17 protein-coding genes are annotated in these 15,113 nt (G+C 67.8%); 5 read left to right on the top strand and 12 right to left on the bottom strand.

Going from position 1 to position 15,113, the window contains the following annotated elements:
* Positions 1-132: 132 nt before the first annotated feature.
* Positions 133-270 carry an entericidin A/B family lipoprotein gene (locus ACW18C_RS15770; protein WP_008261150.1) on the top strand — a complete coding sequence of 46 codons (138 nt, stop codon included), beginning with the start codon at positions 133-135 and terminating at the stop codon, positions 268-270.
* Between the two features lie 63 nt (positions 271-333).
* On the opposite strand, the gene ACW18C_RS15765 is transcribed toward ACW18C_RS15770, so the two are convergent.
* The 8 genes from ACW18C_RS15765 to ACW18C_RS15730 all read right to left on the bottom strand — a co-directional run bounded on the left by ACW18C_RS15765 (position 334) and on the right by ACW18C_RS15730 (position 9,075).
* Positions 334-2,109, bottom strand: coding sequence for an AmpG family muropeptide MFS transporter (locus ACW18C_RS15765; protein WP_492071913.1), 1,776 nt, complete (start codon positions 2,107-2,109; stop codon positions 334-336).
* 41 nt (positions 2,110-2,150) lie between these two features.
* Complete coding sequence (locus ACW18C_RS15760) at positions 2,151-3,698, bottom strand: response regulator (RefSeq protein ID WP_492071911.1); 1,548 nt, start codon at positions 3,696-3,698, stop codon at positions 2,151-2,153.
* 54 nt (positions 3,699-3,752) lie between these two features.
* Complete coding sequence (locus tag ACW18C_RS15755) at positions 3,753-5,369, bottom strand: YifB family Mg chelatase-like AAA ATPase (protein ID WP_492071910.1); 1,617 nt, start codon at positions 5,367-5,369, stop codon at positions 3,753-3,755.
* Positions 5,370-5,429: 60 nt separating this feature from the next.
* A complete protein-coding gene (gene gshB / locus ACW18C_RS15750; protein ID WP_492071909.1) occupies positions 5,430-6,383 on the bottom strand; it encodes a glutathione synthase in 954 nt (317 codons plus the stop codon).
* Between the two features lie 169 nt (positions 6,384-6,552).
* Positions 6,553-6,747, bottom strand: coding sequence for a Trm112 family protein (locus tag ACW18C_RS15745; RefSeq protein ID WP_008261770.1), 195 nt, complete (start codon positions 6,745-6,747; stop codon positions 6,553-6,555).
* Between the two features lie 76 nt (positions 6,748-6,823).
* Positions 6,824-7,480, bottom strand: coding sequence for an LON peptidase substrate-binding domain-containing protein (locus ACW18C_RS15740; protein WP_369733966.1), 657 nt, complete (start codon positions 7,478-7,480; stop codon positions 6,824-6,826).
* 94 nt (positions 7,481-7,574) lie between these two features.
* Complete coding sequence (locus ACW18C_RS15735) at positions 7,575-8,480, bottom strand: tetratricopeptide repeat protein (protein WP_492071907.1); 906 nt, start codon at positions 8,478-8,480, stop codon at positions 7,575-7,577.
* A 274-nt stretch (positions 8,481-8,754) separates the two neighbouring features.
* Positions 8,755-9,075: a 2Fe-2S iron-sulfur cluster-binding protein gene (locus tag ACW18C_RS15730; protein ID WP_008259676.1), complete on the bottom strand. Its 321-nt coding sequence runs from the start codon at positions 9,073-9,075 to the stop codon at positions 8,755-8,757.
* 87 nt (positions 9,076-9,162) lie between these two features.
* Here ACW18C_RS15730 and ACW18C_RS15725 point away from each other — a divergent pair, with 87 nt between their 5' ends.
* The 3 genes from ACW18C_RS15725 (at position 9,163) to ACW18C_RS15715 (ending at position 10,229) form a co-directional block, all read left to right on the top strand.
* Positions 9,163-9,384, top strand: coding sequence for a hypothetical protein (locus ACW18C_RS15725; RefSeq protein WP_492071905.1), 222 nt, complete (start codon positions 9,163-9,165; stop codon positions 9,382-9,384).
* Positions 9,381-9,758, top strand: coding sequence for a PIN domain-containing protein (locus ACW18C_RS15720; protein WP_492071903.1), 378 nt, complete (start codon positions 9,381-9,383; stop codon positions 9,756-9,758). Before ACW18C_RS15725 ends, ACW18C_RS15720 begins: the two co-directional genes overlap by 4 nt.
* Before the next feature lie 171 nt (positions 9,759-9,929).
* On the top strand, positions 9,930-10,229 hold the full coding sequence (locus tag ACW18C_RS15715) for a hypothetical protein (RefSeq protein WP_492071901.1): 300 nt from the start codon (positions 9,930-9,932) through the stop codon (positions 10,227-10,229).
* Between the two features lie 166 nt (positions 10,230-10,395).
* Here the strand turns inward: ACW18C_RS15715 and ACW18C_RS15710 are convergent, their stop codons facing one another.
* The 4 genes from ACW18C_RS15710 to sdhC are packed head-to-tail and all read right to left on the bottom strand — an operon-like array spanning position 10,396 to position 13,878.
* Complete coding sequence (locus ACW18C_RS15710; RefSeq protein WP_035310651.1) at positions 10,396-11,193, bottom strand: succinate dehydrogenase iron-sulfur subunit; 798 nt, start codon at positions 11,191-11,193, stop codon at positions 10,396-10,398.
* A gap of 12 nt (positions 11,194-11,205) precedes the next feature.
* On the bottom strand, positions 11,206-12,990 hold the full coding sequence (sdhA, locus tag ACW18C_RS15705) for a succinate dehydrogenase flavoprotein subunit (protein WP_492071899.1): 1,785 nt from the start codon (positions 12,988-12,990) through the stop codon (positions 11,206-11,208).
* Between the two features lie 7 nt (positions 12,991-12,997).
* Positions 12,998-13,417, bottom strand: coding sequence for a succinate dehydrogenase, hydrophobic membrane anchor protein (gene sdhD, locus ACW18C_RS15700; protein WP_035310655.1), 420 nt, complete (start codon positions 13,415-13,417; stop codon positions 12,998-13,000).
* Positions 13,414-13,878: a succinate dehydrogenase, cytochrome b556 subunit gene (gene sdhC / locus ACW18C_RS15695; protein WP_492071897.1), complete on the bottom strand. Its 465-nt coding sequence runs from the start codon at positions 13,876-13,878 to the stop codon at positions 13,414-13,416. Before sdhC ends, sdhD begins: the two co-directional genes overlap by 4 nt.
* A gap of 285 nt (positions 13,879-14,163) precedes the next feature.
* On the opposite strand from sdhC, the gene ACW18C_RS15690 reads away from it, so the two are divergent.
* Complete coding sequence (locus tag ACW18C_RS15690) at positions 14,164-15,030, top strand: pirin family protein (protein ID WP_492071896.1); 867 nt, start codon at positions 14,164-14,166, stop codon at positions 15,028-15,030.
* Positions 15,031-15,113 lie beyond the last annotated feature (83 nt).

Raw genomic sequence — 15,113 nt, 5'->3', positions numbered from 1 at the left:
GCGTGTCAGCACGGCAGCGTCACGACGATCCAACAGGGATCGGTCGAAATCGCGATATGGCGCCGCTCGATGCAACCTATGCCCAGGCGCGGCGTTGGGGGACAGCTTGACCATAACATCCGGGTTTTCACCATGCGCAAGATAATCGCCCTCTCCATCGTCGCCGCCGCCCTGGCCGTGTCGGCCTGCAACACCATCTCGGGCGTCGGCCGCGACGTCTCCGCAGCCGGTTCGGCGGTCAGCCAGGGCGCCGAAAACGCCAAGCACTAGGACCGGCCAACGCTGGAACGAAGAAGGCCCGCCGGCGTCCGGCGGGCCTTTTCTTGGGCGTCGTCAGGACGGCTGCCCCTCCGTCGCCGCGATGGCGGCGTCCTCTTCGACCTCGCTCTGCTGGCGCGCTTGAAGCGCGGTCTGTTTGGCGGCCACGACGAAGGCCAGGACGATGGCGAAGACGCCGATGACGGTCGAATAGAGGAAGAACACCACATAGCCGACGCCGAGGGCGGCCGGCGTCACCCCGCTGGTCGCTGCTCCTGCAGCCAGCGAGCCCTCAGGAAGGCGGGCGAACAGCGGGCGCAAAACCGCGAATGGACCGGTTCCCTCCGCCGCTCGGGCCGAGGCCTCGACGATACGCCCGGACTGAGAGGCGATCAGCTTGCCCGGCAGGGCGTAGAGCGAACTGAAAAGAGCGTACTGGGTGGCGGTGAAGCCGATCGACGTCAGGCTGGACATATAGGCGATCAGGGCCGTCCCAGCGTAGCCCGTGGCGCTGTTGTCCACCCCGATGGCGAAGGTCAGGGCCGGCAGGCTGGGGCCCTGGGTCGCCAGCCAGGCGAAGACCAGGTTGGACAGCGGGCTCATGAATGCGCCGATCACCATGGTGCGGATCAGGCCTAGCCGCGCCACCGACCAACCTCCGATAAAGACGCCCAGGGTGGTCATGACGACCCCGAACACCTTTCGAACTTCCGCCAGTTCCGTCTTGGTGAAGCCCAGGTCCAGATAGAAGGGGTTCATGATGTTCAGCACGAAATCGGCCAGGCGATAGACGCAGATCAGCGCCAGGATCAGCGTCGCCACTCCCGAAAACCGCTTGTAGAAGTCCGCCAGAGGTTCGCCGAAGGACCCCGCCAGATAGGCGCCCGGGCGGGTTCTCAAACCGGGAATAGGCCAGCAGGCCAGAACCAGAAGCGCCAAGCCCGAGAAAACCGACACGACCTGGAGATAGACGCCGCCCGGCCGGGCCGCCCAGGCGTCGGTGATGGCGGCCTGACCATCCGTTCCAAGGCCGAACAGACCCAGCAGGCCATTCAGAGGGCCTGCCTGCGCCGTCAGGCCCGAGCCGACGACCATGGCGGCGGCGGCGATCAGGATCAGGCGGGCGATCCATTCCAGCACCTCCCACCTCGGCCGTGAGGGGGTGTCGCCCACCGGAATGGGTCGGATCGAATGAGCTTTTTCGCGCGGGGCGAACAGGACGCCGGCGACGCCGAAACCCATCAGGGCGGCCATCACCGCATAGGAGACATTCCAGTTGTAGAGATCGGCCAGGACCAGGGGCACGGCGCCGGCCACGATCATGGCGACGCGGTAGCCCATCTGATAGGCGGCGGCCATGGCGCCGTGGCGACTGTCATCCGCCGCCTCGATCCGCCAGGCGTCAATGACGATGTCCTGAGTGGCGCCGAAGAAGCCGACCAGGGTGGCGAACAGGGCCACAGCCAGCAGGGCGTTCGACGGATCGAGGCCCGAAATCGACCACAGACCGAAGACGATGACGGCCTGGGTCAGCAGCATCCAGGAGCGCCGATGGCCCAGAAGGGGCGTCAGGATCGGCACCGCCGTGCGATCAATCAGCGGCGCCCAGACGAATTTCAGCGAATAGGACAGGGTCGCCAGGGCGAAGAAACCGATCACCTCCAGTGTCTGGCCGCTCTCGCGCAGCCAAGCCGACAGGGTGTCGAAGATCAGCAGATTGGGCAGGCCGGCCGAAAAGCCCAGCAGCAGCATGATGAAGACGCGCCGTTCGCCATAGACGGCCAGACCACCGAAACGGCTGGCGGGCGTCGCCTTGCCGGATGCGGCGGCGGGGGTGGCTTGATCGGTCATGCACGGCTCCGGCGGCGGCCGGAATCGCGGGCGCCTGTAACTCAGCCGACCTTGGCGCGGATGTCGCGTTTCGTCCAGCGGGCCAGGGCGGCGCGCAGGGCCTCGGCGTCCAGCGGCTTGACGAGATGGTCGTTCATTCCGGCCTCCAGGCACAGGCGCCGGTCCTCGGCGAAGGCGTTGGCGGTCAGGGCCAGTATGGGGGTGGCGTCGCCCGCAGCGCGGATGGCGCGGGCGGCGGCGGGACCGTCCATGCCCGGCATCCGCATGTCCATGAAGACCAGGTCATAGCGGGCGCGCGCCAGGGCGGCGACGGCCTCATGGCCCGTGGCGGCGGTCTCGACGGTGCAGCCCTCGCGCCGCAGCAGGGTGCGGGCCAGAAGGGCGCCGACCGGATTGTCCTCGGCCAGCAGCACGCGGACGCCGGCGAACCGGGCGGGGATCACGCGGTCGTCTTCGGGCGCGGCGACGGCGGTCGGGGCGGCGGGGTCCGCGCCCACGGCGGCCAGAACCCGTTCGGCCAGGGAGGCCCGGCGCAGGGGCTTGATCAGATAGCCGTGGAAGCCGGCGGCCCGATAGCGGGGGATCAGGTCCCGTTCGGACGGTTTCAGCAGCACGACGCCCCGCCCTGCGGGCGGAAGGGGCGTCAGGTCGCCGGCGGGAGCGCCCGCATGGTCGACCAGGGTCACCGGGGCCTTGGCGGCGACCCGGCCTCCGGACGCCTTAATCTGATCGGCGGCGGCGGCGCGGACGAAGGAATCGGGCGAGTCGATGCAGACCGTCTGGCCGTGCAGCGGGGTGTCGCGCGGGCCGGCGACGGGCAGGAAACCGGCCTCGAAGCGGAAACGGGCTCCGCCGCGAGCATCGGCGTCGGCGCCGTGCGGTCGATCCTCGACCCGAGCCGTCCCCCCCATCGCCGTCGCCAGTTTGCGCACCACCGCCAGACCCAGGCCCGCGCCGTCATGGCGCACGGCGTCGGAGGAATCGGCGTGGCCGAACTCCTCGAAGATGCGGGCGCGGGCTTCGGCCGGCACGCCGGGGCCGGTGTCGTCGATGATGAAGGCCAGGCGGACGCGCCCGTCGTCCATGTCGGTGGGATCCGGGGTGACGCGTTCGACCGACAGACGCACGCCGCCGGTCTCGGTGAACTTGACCGCATTGCCGGCCAGATTGAACAGCACCTGTCGCAGCCGGCCCTCGTCGGCCAGGATGTCGGGGGCGTCGGCGGCGACCGACCAGACGATCTCCAGCCCCTTGTCGTGGGCGCGCGGGCTCAGCAGTTCGGCGACGCCGCGCACCAGGCCTTCCAGATCGACCGGCGCCAGGTCGAACTCCAGCGACCCCGCCTCCAGCCGGGCGTAGTCCAGCAGGTCATTGACCAGGCCGAGCAGATGTTCGGCCGACTGGCGCGCATTCTCGGCATAGGCGCGCTGGGCGCCGTCCAGCCGGGTGCGTTGCAGGAGGTTGATCATGCCCAGCACGCCGTTCAGCGGCGTGCGCATCTCGTGGCTCATCAGCCGCAGGAACTGCTGGGCCGGATCGACGGCCTGCGTCGCCTGGGTCTCGATCCGTTTTGCAGCCCGTCGCGCCATCACCGTCTCCGTAGGCCGCGCAATATAGGGCCGTCGGGTTAAGGATTGCTCCTCTCACGAATAGAGGAAGGGCGCCTGTTCCGCCGTCGCTTCCCGGATCTCGGACGCCTCGCCCCGCTGGGCCTGGCGTCGGTCGAAGTCGGCCTCGGCCCCCACGGTGGTGCGGCGATAGATCAGGGCCTCGGCGATGTGGCGCCGCAGCACGCCGGTGCAGCCGTCCAGGTCGGCGATGGTGCGGGCCAGGCGCAGGGTGCGGGTCCAGCCCCGTGCGGTCAGCCCCCCGGCTTCGCCCGCCCGCATCAACAGCATCCGGCCCGCCTCGTCGGGCGTGGCGAACCGATCCAGAGTGTCGCCCGAGGCGCGGGCGTTCAGCCCCTGGGCCGGATCCAGCCCCGCCTCGCGGACCCGATCCTCCTGCATGGCGCGGGCGGCGGCGACGCGGGCCCTGGCCTCGGCCGTGCCTTCGGCCGGCGGGGGCAGGGTCATGTCGGCGGCGGTGACGGGCGGGGTCTCCACCGTCAGGTCGATCCGGTCGAACATCGGGCCGGAGATGCGGTTCTGGTAATCGCGCTGGCAGCGGGGCGCCTTGCCGCAGGCGCCGCGCCCGGCCCCGCCCATGCCGCACCGACAGGGATTCATCGCCGCCACCAGTTGGAACCGCGCCGGATAGCGGATATGGGCGTTGGCCCGCGCCACCACGATCTCGCCCGTTTCCAGCGGCGCACGCAGCGAATCCAGGGCCTGGGCGCTGTATTCCGGCAACTCATCCAGGAACAGGATTCCGTTGTGCGCCAACGAAGCCTCGCCCGGCTTGGCGCGCAGGCCCCCGCCGGTCAGGGCCGCCATCGAGGCCGAATGGTGCGGGCTTCTGAAGGGCCGATCCCGGGTCAGGGCGCCGCGCTCGATCAGGCCGGCGACCGACCAGACCATCGATGTCTCCAGCAGTTCCTGCGAGGTCAGGGGCGGCAACAGGCCCGGCAGGCGTTGCGCCATCATCGACTTGCCCGATCCCGGCGGGCCGACGAACAGCAGATTGTGCCCTCCCGCCGCGGCGATCTCCAGCGCCCGCTTGGCCCCCTCCTGGCCCTTGACCTCGCGCAGGTCGGGCGCAACGCCGCCGGTCGCCAGCGGGCCGGGCTCCGGCGCGCGCAGGACCTGGGTTCCCTTGAAATGATTGACCAGGGCGATCAGAGAGCGGGGCGCCAGGATGCGGGCGCCGCCGGCCCAGGCCGCCTCCGGCCCCGTCGCCTCGGGACAGATCAGGCCCAGGCCCATGGCGTCGGCGGCGACGGCGGCCGGCAGGGCGCCGCCGACCCGCGCGATCTGGCCGTCCAGCCCCAGTTCGCCGATGGCCGCCCAGCCGTCCAGGGCGTCCGGCGCGATCACCCCCATGGCCGCCATCAGGGCCAGGGCCAGCGGCAGGTCGAAATGACTGCCCTCCTTGGGCAGGTCGGCGGGGGCCAGATTGGCGATGATCCGCCGCGCCGGCAGGGCCAGGCCTATGCCCGCGAAGGCCCCGCGCACCCGTTCGCGGCTTTCGGCCACGGCCTTGTCCGGCAGGCCGACGATGTTGAACACCGTCTGCTGATCCTGGCCGACCAGCTGGACCTCGACATCCACGCGCCGGGCCTCGACCCCGTCGAAGGCGACCGTGACAACCCGCGCGACCATGACGTCCTCCCCACCTGGAGAAGGAACGAACCATGAACTGAAATCTAATTCAAGTGGCGATCACGCAACCTGTGCGGTGCACTTCTTCTCGATCACGTCCCACATCAGGGCGGTGGCGTCGACGCCGGTGAAGGTCTTCAGCTGCTGGGCGCCGGTGGGCGAGGTGACGTTGATCTCGGTCAGATAGTCGCCGATCACGTCGATGCCGACGAAGATCAGGCCGCGCTCTCTCAGCGTCGGGCCGATGGCGGCGCAGATCTCCAGGTCGCGCGGCGTCAGCTCGACCGGCATGGCCGTGCCGCCGACGTGCAGGTTGGAGCGGACGGCGCCGGCCGCCGGCACGCGGTTGATCGCGCCCACCGGCTCGCCGTCGATCAGCAGGATGCGCTTGTCGCCCTTGGACACGGCGGGGATGAATTTCTGGATCACCAGCGGATCGCGGCTGCCCACGGCGTGGATCTCGATCAGGGCGTCCAGATTGGGGTCGTCGGCGCGCAGCTTGACCACGCCCGAGCCCCCGTTGCCGTGCAGCGGCTTCAGCACCACCTCGCCGTGCTTTTTGTGGAAGGCGTCCAGAGCGACGGGATCGGCCGAGATCAGGGTCGGGGGCTGGAGGCCGGGGAAGGCGGTGACCAGCAGTTTCTCGGGCGCCGAACGCACCTGGGCGGGGTCGTTGACCACCAGGGTCCTGGGATGGACCGTCTCCAGCAGATAGGTGGCGGTGACATAGGCCATGTCGAACGGCGGATCCTGGCGCATCAGGATGACGTCCACATCCTCGGCCAGGTCCAGTCGCACCCAGTCGCCGAAATCAACGTGGTTCCCGACCTCACGCCGCACGGTGATCGGCCGGGCGCGGCAGTAGAGGCGGCCCTCCTCCAGCGCCAGGGTGCGGAAATCATAGACCCACAGCTGGTGCCCGCGCGCCTGGGCCGTCTCGGCCATCAGGAAGCTGGTGTCCCCGGCGATGTCGACGGCCTCGATCGGGTCCATTTGGATGGCGATTTTCAGCATGAACGGATCCTTGCGTGGGTGGGGACGGGAAGGCGATCCCTCCACCTCGTCATCCTCGGGCTTGTCCCGAGGATCCATACGCTCCGTCGAAACCGGGGATCACGACAGAAACCGGGGGTATGGATCCTCGCCACAGGGGCGAGGATGACGGGCGGAAGGGGCGGGGAAGCTAGTCCAACTGACGGGCTTCCTCGGCCAGCATGATCGGCACGCCCTCGCGGATCGGATAGGCCAGTTTGGCGCCGACGGAGATCAGTTCGCCCGCGTCGCGGTCGTAGGTCAGCTTGCCGCGCGTGACCGGGCAGACCAGCACCTCCAGCAAGCGGGGATCGACGGAGACGGGCGTGTTGAAGGCGTCACTCATTGTTCTGGGCCTGTCGCGCTTTGCGCTACTTGAGGGTTCTTTAGGGGGCTACCGCGCTTCGCGCTACTTGAGCCCGTCATTGCATGGACGGCGCCGCGTCGTCACCGGCGTCGGCGGCGTCGATGCGGAGCAGGGCGGTCAGGGCCTCGGCGCGGGGCAGCAGGCCCATGGCCTCCAGCAGGGCCTGTTTCTCGGCCGGTTCGAACGGCAGGGCCATCGACAGGCTGTTGATCAAGGCCTCCATCGGCGCGCTCTCGGCCGTATCCCAGTCGATGTCCAGCAGCCGGTGGGTCATGTAGGCGCGCAGGGCGTCAAGGAAGGCGTGGCGGTCGAAGTCGGGCTCTTCCGGCGGGGGCGCCAGATCGTCCTCATAGGCGTCGAAGGCCGCGCGCACCTGGCGATAGGGCGCCTTGGACGGCAGTTCGGCGGCGATGCGGAACCGCGACACCCCGGTCAGGGTGATCAGATACCGACCGTCCGAGGTTTCCGCAAAACCGGTGATCCGCCCGGCGCAACCGACCGGCGACAGGCCAGGCAGGGCCGGAGTCCCGCCCTTGGGCTGGACCAGGCCGATGATCCGGTCCCCGGCCATGGCGTCGTCCACCATGTTGAGATAGCGCGGCTCGAAGATGTTCAATGGCAGCTGGCCGCGCGGCAGCAGTATGGCCCCCTCCAGCGGGAACACCGGGATCACCTGCGGCAGATCGAGGGCTCGAACATAGCCTTGAGGCATCATGTCTCCTTGGCCTATCGCCCTGCGGGCTGCTTGAGGCCGGTGTTGCTTGGCCTGTCGCCCTGCGGGCTATTTGCGGCCGGTGTTTTGGCGCCTACGAGAAAAGAATGGAGGACAGGCGGCGACGCCCGTCCTTGGCGACGTCGGAGCTGACGCCGGCCGCGTCGAAGATGACCAGCAGCTGCTTGCGGGCCGCCTGGTCGTTCCACTCGCGATCGGCCTGGATGATGTGCAGCAGATTATCGACCGCGCCCTTGAAGTCGCCGGCCGCGCTCTGGGCCTCGGCCAGGTCGAACCGGGCCTGGTGGTCGTCGGGGTCGGCCGCGACCTTGGCCTCAAGCTCGGCGGAAGCCCCGGTCGGCGCCTTGGCCGCCAGGGCCAGTTGCGCGCGCACGCTCTGGACCGCCGGCTCCTTGGAGTCCTGGGGGGCCATGGCGATGGTCTGGGCCGCCTGTTCGGGATCGCCGCTCGCCAGATAGACCCGCGCCATGCCGGCGATGGCCTTCTCGTTCTCGGGCTCGATCGACAGGACATGGGCGAAGGCCTGGGCCGCGCCGCCGAAATCGTTCAGGCCCAGCGATTCCTCGCCCAGCTCAAGCAGTTGCGCCGTCTCGGTCGAGCCGCCGGCGCCGCCGGTCAGCTTGTCGATGAAGGCCTTGATCTGGCTGTCGGGGATCGCGCCCTGGAAGCCGTCCACCGGCTGGCCGTTGACGAAGGCGTAGACGGTGGGGATCGACTGCACCCGCAGCTGGCCCGCATAGGCCGGGTTGGCGTCCACATCGATCTTGACCATCTTCACCGCCCCCTTGGCGGCGCGCACGCCCTTTTCCAGCGCCGGACCCAGGGTCCGGCACGGCCCGCACCAGGTGGCCCAGAAATCGACGATGACCGGCTGATGCTTCGACGCCTCGATGACGTCGGTCATGAAGGAGGCGTCCGTGCCGTCCTTGATCAGGTCGCCCGAGAGATTGGGGTCCAGGGTGGGGTCAGCGAAGGTCATGTCGGGGGTCCGTGCTGGGTCGAAGGATCATAACGGCTCAGATGGCGACGGGATGCGCCGGCATCAAGCGGCGAATTGACCCGCTGTGACCCGGGGCGGCGCCCGCCGCGCGGAATTCAGACTCGGCCTGCGGAAAAACACAGTCTGAATCGTCTGAATCGTCTGAAATCGCCCGCCTCACGCCCGGTTTCGCCGCGCCGCTGCATCCAGATGGGGCGCCGGGCGCACGGTTCAAGCGGCCAAAGCCGTCATCGCCCGCTTCGGCCGGGCGGTCCTAGTGCTGGTTTTCCGGCAGGCGCACGACCAGGCCGTCCAGGGCGTCGGACACGCGGATCTGGCACGACAGCCGGCTGTTGGGCTCGACCTCTTCGGCGAAGTCCAGCATCGACTCCTCCATGGCCGAGGGTTTGCCCGTCGCCTCGCGCCAGGCTTCGTCGACATAGACATGGCAGGTGGCGCAGGCGCAGGCCCCGCCGCAATCCGCATCGATCCCCGGCACATTGTTCCGGATCGCGCCCTCCATGACGGAAAGCCCCGGTTTCACGTCAACCACGTGCTCGGTTCCGTCATGCTCGATATAGGTGATGCTGGCCATGGCCCGCTCATATCAAGCCGGGGCGTGGGCGCAAGGCCGTAAGTTGGCGCCAGCATCAGTATATGGCATCATCGCCCCATGAATGACATGCGCAAGATCACCGCCATCCTGCCCGCCCGCCTGCTGGCGGCGGCCCAGGATGCGACCGGCCAGGGCGTGACGGAAACCCTGCGTCAGGCGCTGGAAACCCTGGCCCATTCCGATTGGAGCCGCCGCATGCTGGCCCTGGAAGGCCTCGCGCCTCTGGACCTTGATCTGGACGACCTGCGAGAAGATCGGCCTACCGACCGACCGGATCAGCGGGTTTGATCGCCGCCGACACCAGCGCCGTCCTGCACTTCCTGCACGGCTTCGACGGCCCGGCCCGCCCCGCCGTCCGCCGCGCCCTTCAGGACGAGACCCTGGTGCTGCCGCCTCTGGTCCTGACGGAACTCCTGTCCGCCGCCGCGCCCGAAAGCCATCTCGACGCCCTGCTCGCCGCCGCCCCCCTGCTGCCGATCCTCGACGGCTATTGGGAACGCGCGGCGCTCAACCGCCGCGCCCTCGCCCAGCGCGGCCTCAAGGCGCGTCTTGCCGACGCCCTGATCGCCCAGTCCTGTATCGACGCCCGAGTCCCGCTGATCACCGGCGACTCCGACTTCCGCCATTTCGCCGCGCATTGCGGGTTGAAGCTTGGCGGGTGACGGCGGGTTGCTGTGGGTGGGTAGCTCTTAAGTGAGAACTTATGCCTCGTAGGTTGGCCGCATGCCGTTTCACATCATCGCTGCTAAAACTGTTGTCTCTCTAAGACCAATTTCTGGCGCTGTTCGCACACCGTTACTATCTCAACGGCTTAGCCATATGGGAGAGAGAAGGTGGCCGAGGTCAGATTGTTAGGTGTTCAAGTTCCAGGACCGCAGTACAGCCACAAGGCTGAAATCGGCGCGCTCGTGTCCGGAGTTTATCAGGAACGGCACGTGGTTGCGTTGTTCGCCCATGACTCAGAAGGTCAGCACTACATCGTTTTGAACGACGACAGCGGAAAGCTCGTTTTGGCAGGCGATACCGGCTTGACCTGCGTTCAGACCATTGAAGGTGAGCTAATCATCGAGCCTGCCGAGGGTGCAACCCCGTTCGCACTTCCGCCTGCTGTTGAAAGTGGAAGGCCGAGATGAGCCTCTCCTCATCGCGACCTATTGAAGACAATAGGTCGTTGGCGTCGTTATGGCGCAGACGGATCTCCCAGGTCACGGCCGAAGACGGCCGTCTGGACTGCCGGGTCCTGCAGCGTGCCATAGGCGAACAGCAGGACCTCAGCGGTCATCGGGGCATCGGCGGCGGTCAGGCCGCCTGTCTCTTCCGGCTGGGTGAAACCATCAGCTTTTTGGTCTCAGCGATGGCCTTGGCCGGGTTCAGGCCCTTGGGGCAGACCTGGGCGCAGTTCATGATGGTGTGGCAGCGGTACAGTTTGAACGGGTCTTCCAGGTCGTCCAGACGCTTCTGCGTGGCGTCGTCGCGGCTGTCGGAGATCCAGCGATAGGATTGCAGCAGGGCCGCCGGGCCGAGGTATTCTTCCTGGTTCCACCAGTAGCTGGGGCAGGAGGTGGAGCAGCAGGCGCACAGGATGCACTCGTACAGGCCGTCCAGCTTCTCGCGCTCGGCCGGGGTCTGCAGCCGTTCCTTCTCGGGGTCGGGCTCGTCCGACTGGAGATAGGGCTGGATCGAGTCGTACTGGGCGTAGAACAGGCTCAGGTCCGTCACCAGGTCCTTGACCACCGGCTGGTGCGGCAGGGGGGCGATGGTGATGTTGTGCGACTCGCACTCGTCCCAGCCCTTGGTGCAGGCCAGGGTGTTGCGCCCGTCGATGTTCATCGAGCAGGACCCGCAGATGCCTTCGCGGCAGGACCGCCGGAACGACAGGGTCGGGTCGATGGTGTTCTTGATGTGGATCAGGGCGTCCAGCAGCATGGGGCCGTGGTCGCCGGTCGGAACCTCATAGACGTCCCAGCGCGGGTCCGCATCGACCTCGGGGTCGTAGCGATAGACCTTGTAGGTGCGGACGTCCTTGGAGCCGGGCGCGGCCTTGTGGACCTTGCCCTTGGTGGGCTTGGAGCCGCGGGGGAGGGAGAGTTGAACCATCTGCGTTCGACCTCAGTAAACCCGAGCCTTGGGCTCGATGTACGCGATGTCGTCGGACATCGTGTAATTGTGCACGGGGCGGTAGTCGATCTGGACCTGCTCGCCCGGACGCTTCCACGCCAGGGTGTGTTTCATCCAGTTGGCGTCGTCCCGATCCGGATAGTCCTCGCGGGCGTGGGCGCCGCGCGATTCCGTGCGGTTCAGCCCGCTCTCGATGGTGACGACGGCCTGGGCGATCAGGTTGTCGTACTCCAGCGTCTCCATCAGGTCGGTGTTCCAGATCAGGCCGCGATCCGTGGTCTTGATGTCGGCGCCGGCGGCGTCGATGGCCCGCAGCTTGTCGGTGCCCTGTTGCAGGGTCTCGCCGGTGCGGAACACCGCCGCGTCGGCCTGCATGGCGCGTTGCATGGACAGGCGCAGCTCGGCGGTCGGGGTCGAGCCGTCGGCGAAGCGGAAGCGGTCCAGGCGGGCCAGGTGGGCGTCGGTCTGGGCCTTGGAGGCGGACGGCACGGCCGAGGCCTTGTCCACCACCTCGCCGCAGCGCAGGCCGACGGCGCGGCCGAACACCACCAGGTCGGTCAGGGAGTTGGAGCCCAGCCGGTTGGCGCCGTGAACCGAGACGCAGGCCGCCTCGCCCACGGCCATCAGGCCGGGCACCACGCTGTCGGGATTGCCGTCGCGCAGCGTCAGGACTTCGCCGTGATAGTTCGTGGGAATGCCGCCCATGTTGTAGTGGACGGTCGGCAGGACCGGGATCGGCGCCTTGGTCACGTCCACGCCGGCGAAGATCTTGGCGCTTTCCGAAATGCCCGGCAGACGCTGGTGCAGGATCTTGGGATCCAGGTGGTCCAGGTGCAGGAAGATGTGGTCCTTGTTCGGGCCCACGCCGCGGCCTTCACGGATTTCGATGGTCATGGAGCGGCTGACCATGTCGCGCGGGGCCAGGTCCTTCACGGTGGGCGCATAGCGCTCCATGAAGCGCTCGCCTTCCGAGTTGGTCAGGTATCCGCCCTCGCCGCGCGCGCCCTCGGTGATCAGGCAGCCGGCGCCATAGATGCCGGTCGGGTGGAACTGGACGAATTCCATGTCCTGCAGCGGCAGGCCGGCGCGCAGCACCATGGCGTTGCCGTCGCCGGTGCAGGTGTGGGCGCTGGTGGCGCTGAAATAGGCGCGGCCGTAGCCGCCGGTGGCCAGAACCACCATCTTGGCGCGGAACTGGTGAAGCTGGCCGTTGTCGAGCTGAAGCGCCGTCACGCCGGTGCAGGCGCCGTCCTGCATGATCAGGTCCAGCGCGAAATATTCGACGAAGAACTTCACTTCCCGACGCACCGACTGGCCGTACAGGGTGTGGAGGATGGCGTGGCCGGTGCGGTCGGCGGCGGCGCAGGTGCGCTGCACCGGGCCTTCGCCGAAGTTGCGGGTCATGCCGCCGAAGGCGCGCTGATAGATCTTGCCTTCGTCGGTGCGGCTGAAGGGCACGCCCCAGTGTTCCAGCTCGTACACGGCCTTGGGCGCGTTACGGACCAGATATTCGATCGAGTCCTGGTCGCCCAGCCAGTCCGACCCCTTGACGGTGTCGTACATGTGCCACTGCCAGCTGTCCTCGCCCATATTGCCCAGCGAGGCGGAGATGCCGCCCTGGGCCGCGACCGTGTGGCTGCGGGTCGGGAAGACCTTGGTGACGCAGGCGACCTTCAGCCCCTGCTGGGCGGCGCCGAGGGCGGCGCGAAGGCCGGAGCCCCCGGCGCCGACGACGACGACGTCGTATTCGTGATCGATCAGTTCGTAAGCGGCCATCAGCTAATCAGGCTCCGAAACCAGCGGGCAGGGGCGCCGAACCCAGCGCCATCCGCACGATGAAGAAGACGCTGGCGGCCGCCAGCACGAGGAAGACCAGGTTCAGCAGCGCCACGAGCGCCTTGCGCGTTCCCGGCTGGGGCACATAGTCCTCAAGGATCACCTTCCAGGCCACGCTGACGTAGCCGAAGAAGACCACGGCCGTCAGCGCCAGCAGGCCGGCGTTCAGCCGGTTGGCGAACCAGTCCTGCACGGCGTCATAGCCGGCGCCCGTCAGGGTGAAGGCGGTCGAGGCGACCCACAGGCCCAGCGGCAGCACGACGACCAGCAACACCCGCTCGGCCAGCCATTCGCCGGCGCCGTGGCGCTCGGAAATCTTGACGTTGTTCTTGAACCTGGCCCCGTTCCCTTTGACTTGACCGCTCACAGCGAAACCCTCCCGACGGCGAACAGGACGACCCAGAACAGGATCGCCAGCGGAACCGGCGCCCATACCGCGATGCGCGACAAGATCGTGGACGACTTGATGGTCAGGCCATTGCCGGTGTCGTTGATCGTGTGACGCGTCCCGTTCAGGATGAAGGAGAACAGCACGACCGTCAGGCCGAAGCCGACGAACAGGCCCAGCGGGGACCCGGCCAGGGCCAGGGCGGTCGCATAGGCGTCCGGTCCGAAGGCCAGGGCCCCCAGCCAGGCGACGACGATCAGCGCGCCGACGGTAGCGGCGATGATGGTGGCCCGGAACAGGATGGAGGCCGCCATGGTGACGTGCCAGCGCCAGATGCCGATATAGGGCGAAAGCGGTGTGACGTGACCGTTGGGCTGGGTGACGAAACGACCGGTCCGGTCGCTAGAGGCGCCACCCGAGGTCGGGCTGGGCTGGGTCATGCGAATGGTTCTCAAAAGCGAATGAATTCAATCGCCGTGTGCGGTTGCGAAGGCTTTTGTGTCTCTAGAACGACGGTGTCAACGGACCGTGACCAACATCGCGAATTCTTGCCGCCTGTGGCCTGTTCCGTGTCGTGGTCGTCGGATTTGCGCATGATCGATCCACGCTCTGTCTCGGATAGAGGATTTACGCGGGCGGCCGGGAATTGGATTTTTCCGATCTGGCGGCGCTTCAAGCCCGTCTCTGATCTCGCCATGTCCAATCCGCCACCCTATATGTGACGAATGACCGAGATCACGCCCCGCCCCGTTCTTCGCCTTCATCCCGCCCACCGCGACGACATTGGCGACCTGACCACGCGCCGTCCGGTGCCCGGTCCGGGCCTGGACCAGGTCGATCCCTTCCTGTTCCTGAACCATCACGGCCCCCAGACCTATCCGCCGGGCAACCGCGGCCTGCCGTTCGGCCCGCACCCGCACCGGGGGTTCGAGACCGTAACCTTCATCCTGGACGGCGAACTGGCCCACAACGACTCCGGCGGCGGCGAGAGCATTATCAAGGCGGGCGGGATCCAGTGGATGACCGCGGGATCGGGCCTGATCCACGCCGAACTTTCGCCGACCGATTTCAAACGCGACGGCGGGCCGATGGAGATCCTGCAGCTGTGGGTGAACCTGCCGTCCCGGCTGAAGATGACCAAACCCGACTATGTGGGGCTTCAGGCCGCCGACATCCCCACCTTCACCACCGAGGGCGGCGTGACGATCGAGCCGGTCTCCGGCGAATGGCTGGGGGTCAAGGCCCCGATCCAGTCGCTGATCGACATCCATCTGGCCGTCGTCCGCCTGCCCGCCGGCGCCCGGTTTGAGGCCCCGGTCGCCGCCGGCCGCAATGTCTTCTTCTATGCGATCAAGGGCCAGGTCTCCGTCGCCGGAACCCCCGTGCCCGAATGGAACCTGGCCGCCCTGGGCGACGGCGACGCGGTCGAGATCACGGCCCAGACCGACGCCGTCGTCCTGCTGGGCCACGCCGAACCGATCAACGAGCCGGTCTTCAGCCACGGCCCCTTCGTCATGACCACCCGCGAGGAAATCATCCAGGCTATCCAGGACTATCAGTCCGGCAAGTTCGGCCCGCCGCCGCAGGTGTGAGGCGCCCCTTTGGCCGCGTCGCCCGCAGAACGCAGACATTGCGAAGGGCCGTTCGGGGTGGGAAGCGGACGCTTAGAAGGTCA

The sequence above is a fragment of the Brevundimonas sp. FV1ye7S genome (assembly GCF_058680995.1).
The sequence above is the reverse complement of the archived record's forward strand: the minus strand, read 5'-3'. Positions and strand labels throughout refer to the sequence as shown.

Excerpts from the sequence above, each read along its gene's own strand:
- ACW18C_RS15755 (WP_492071910.1), bottom strand. The coding sequence starts at position 5,369 with ATGGTCGCGCGGGTTGTCACGGTCGCCTTCGACGGGGTCGAGGCCCGG.
- ACW18C_RS15730 (WP_008259676.1), bottom strand. The coding sequence starts at position 9,075 with ATGGCCAGCATCACCTATATCGAGCATGACGGAACCGAGCACGTGGTT.
- sdhC (WP_492071897.1), bottom strand. The coding sequence starts at position 13,878 with ATGACCCAGCCCAGCCCGACCTCGGGTGGCGCCTCTAGCGACCGGACC.
- ACW18C_RS15770 (WP_008261150.1), top strand. The coding sequence starts at position 133 with ATGCGCAAGATAATCGCCCTCTCCATCGTCGCCGCCGCCCTGGCCGTG.
- ACW18C_RS15745 (WP_008261770.1), bottom strand. The coding sequence starts at position 6,747 with ATGAGTGACGCCTTCAACACGCCCGTCTCCGTCGATCCCCGCTTGCTG.
- ACW18C_RS15725 (WP_492071905.1), top strand. The coding sequence starts at position 9,163 with ATGCGCAAGATCACCGCCATCCTGCCCGCCCGCCTGCTGGCGGCGGCC.
- ACW18C_RS15710 (WP_035310651.1), bottom strand. The coding sequence starts at position 11,193 with ATGGTTCAACTCTCCCTCCCCCGCGGCTCCAAGCCCACCAAGGGCAAG.
- ACW18C_RS15690 (WP_492071896.1), top strand. The coding sequence starts at position 14,164 with ATGACCGAGATCACGCCCCGCCCCGTTCTTCGCCTTCATCCCGCCCAC.
- ACW18C_RS15735 (WP_492071907.1), bottom strand. The coding sequence starts at position 8,480 with ATGACCTTCGCTGACCCCACCCTGGACCCCAATCTCTCGGGCGACCTG.
- gshB (WP_492071909.1), bottom strand. The coding sequence starts at position 6,383 with ATGCTGAAAATCGCCATCCAAATGGACCCGATCGAGGCCGTCGACATC.
- ACW18C_RS15740 (WP_369733966.1), bottom strand. The coding sequence starts at position 7,480 with ATGCCTCAAGGCTATGTTCGAGCCCTCGATCTGCCGCAGGTGATCCCG.
- ACW18C_RS15760 (WP_492071911.1), bottom strand. The coding sequence starts at position 3,698 with ATGGCGCGACGGGCTGCAAAACGGATCGAGACCCAGGCGACGCAGGCC.
- ACW18C_RS15765 (WP_492071913.1), bottom strand. The coding sequence starts at position 2,109 with ATGACCGATCAAGCCACCCCCGCCGCCGCATCCGGCAAGGCGACGCCC.
- sdhA (WP_492071899.1), bottom strand. The coding sequence starts at position 12,990 with ATGGCCGCTTACGAACTGATCGATCACGAATACGACGTCGTCGTCGTC.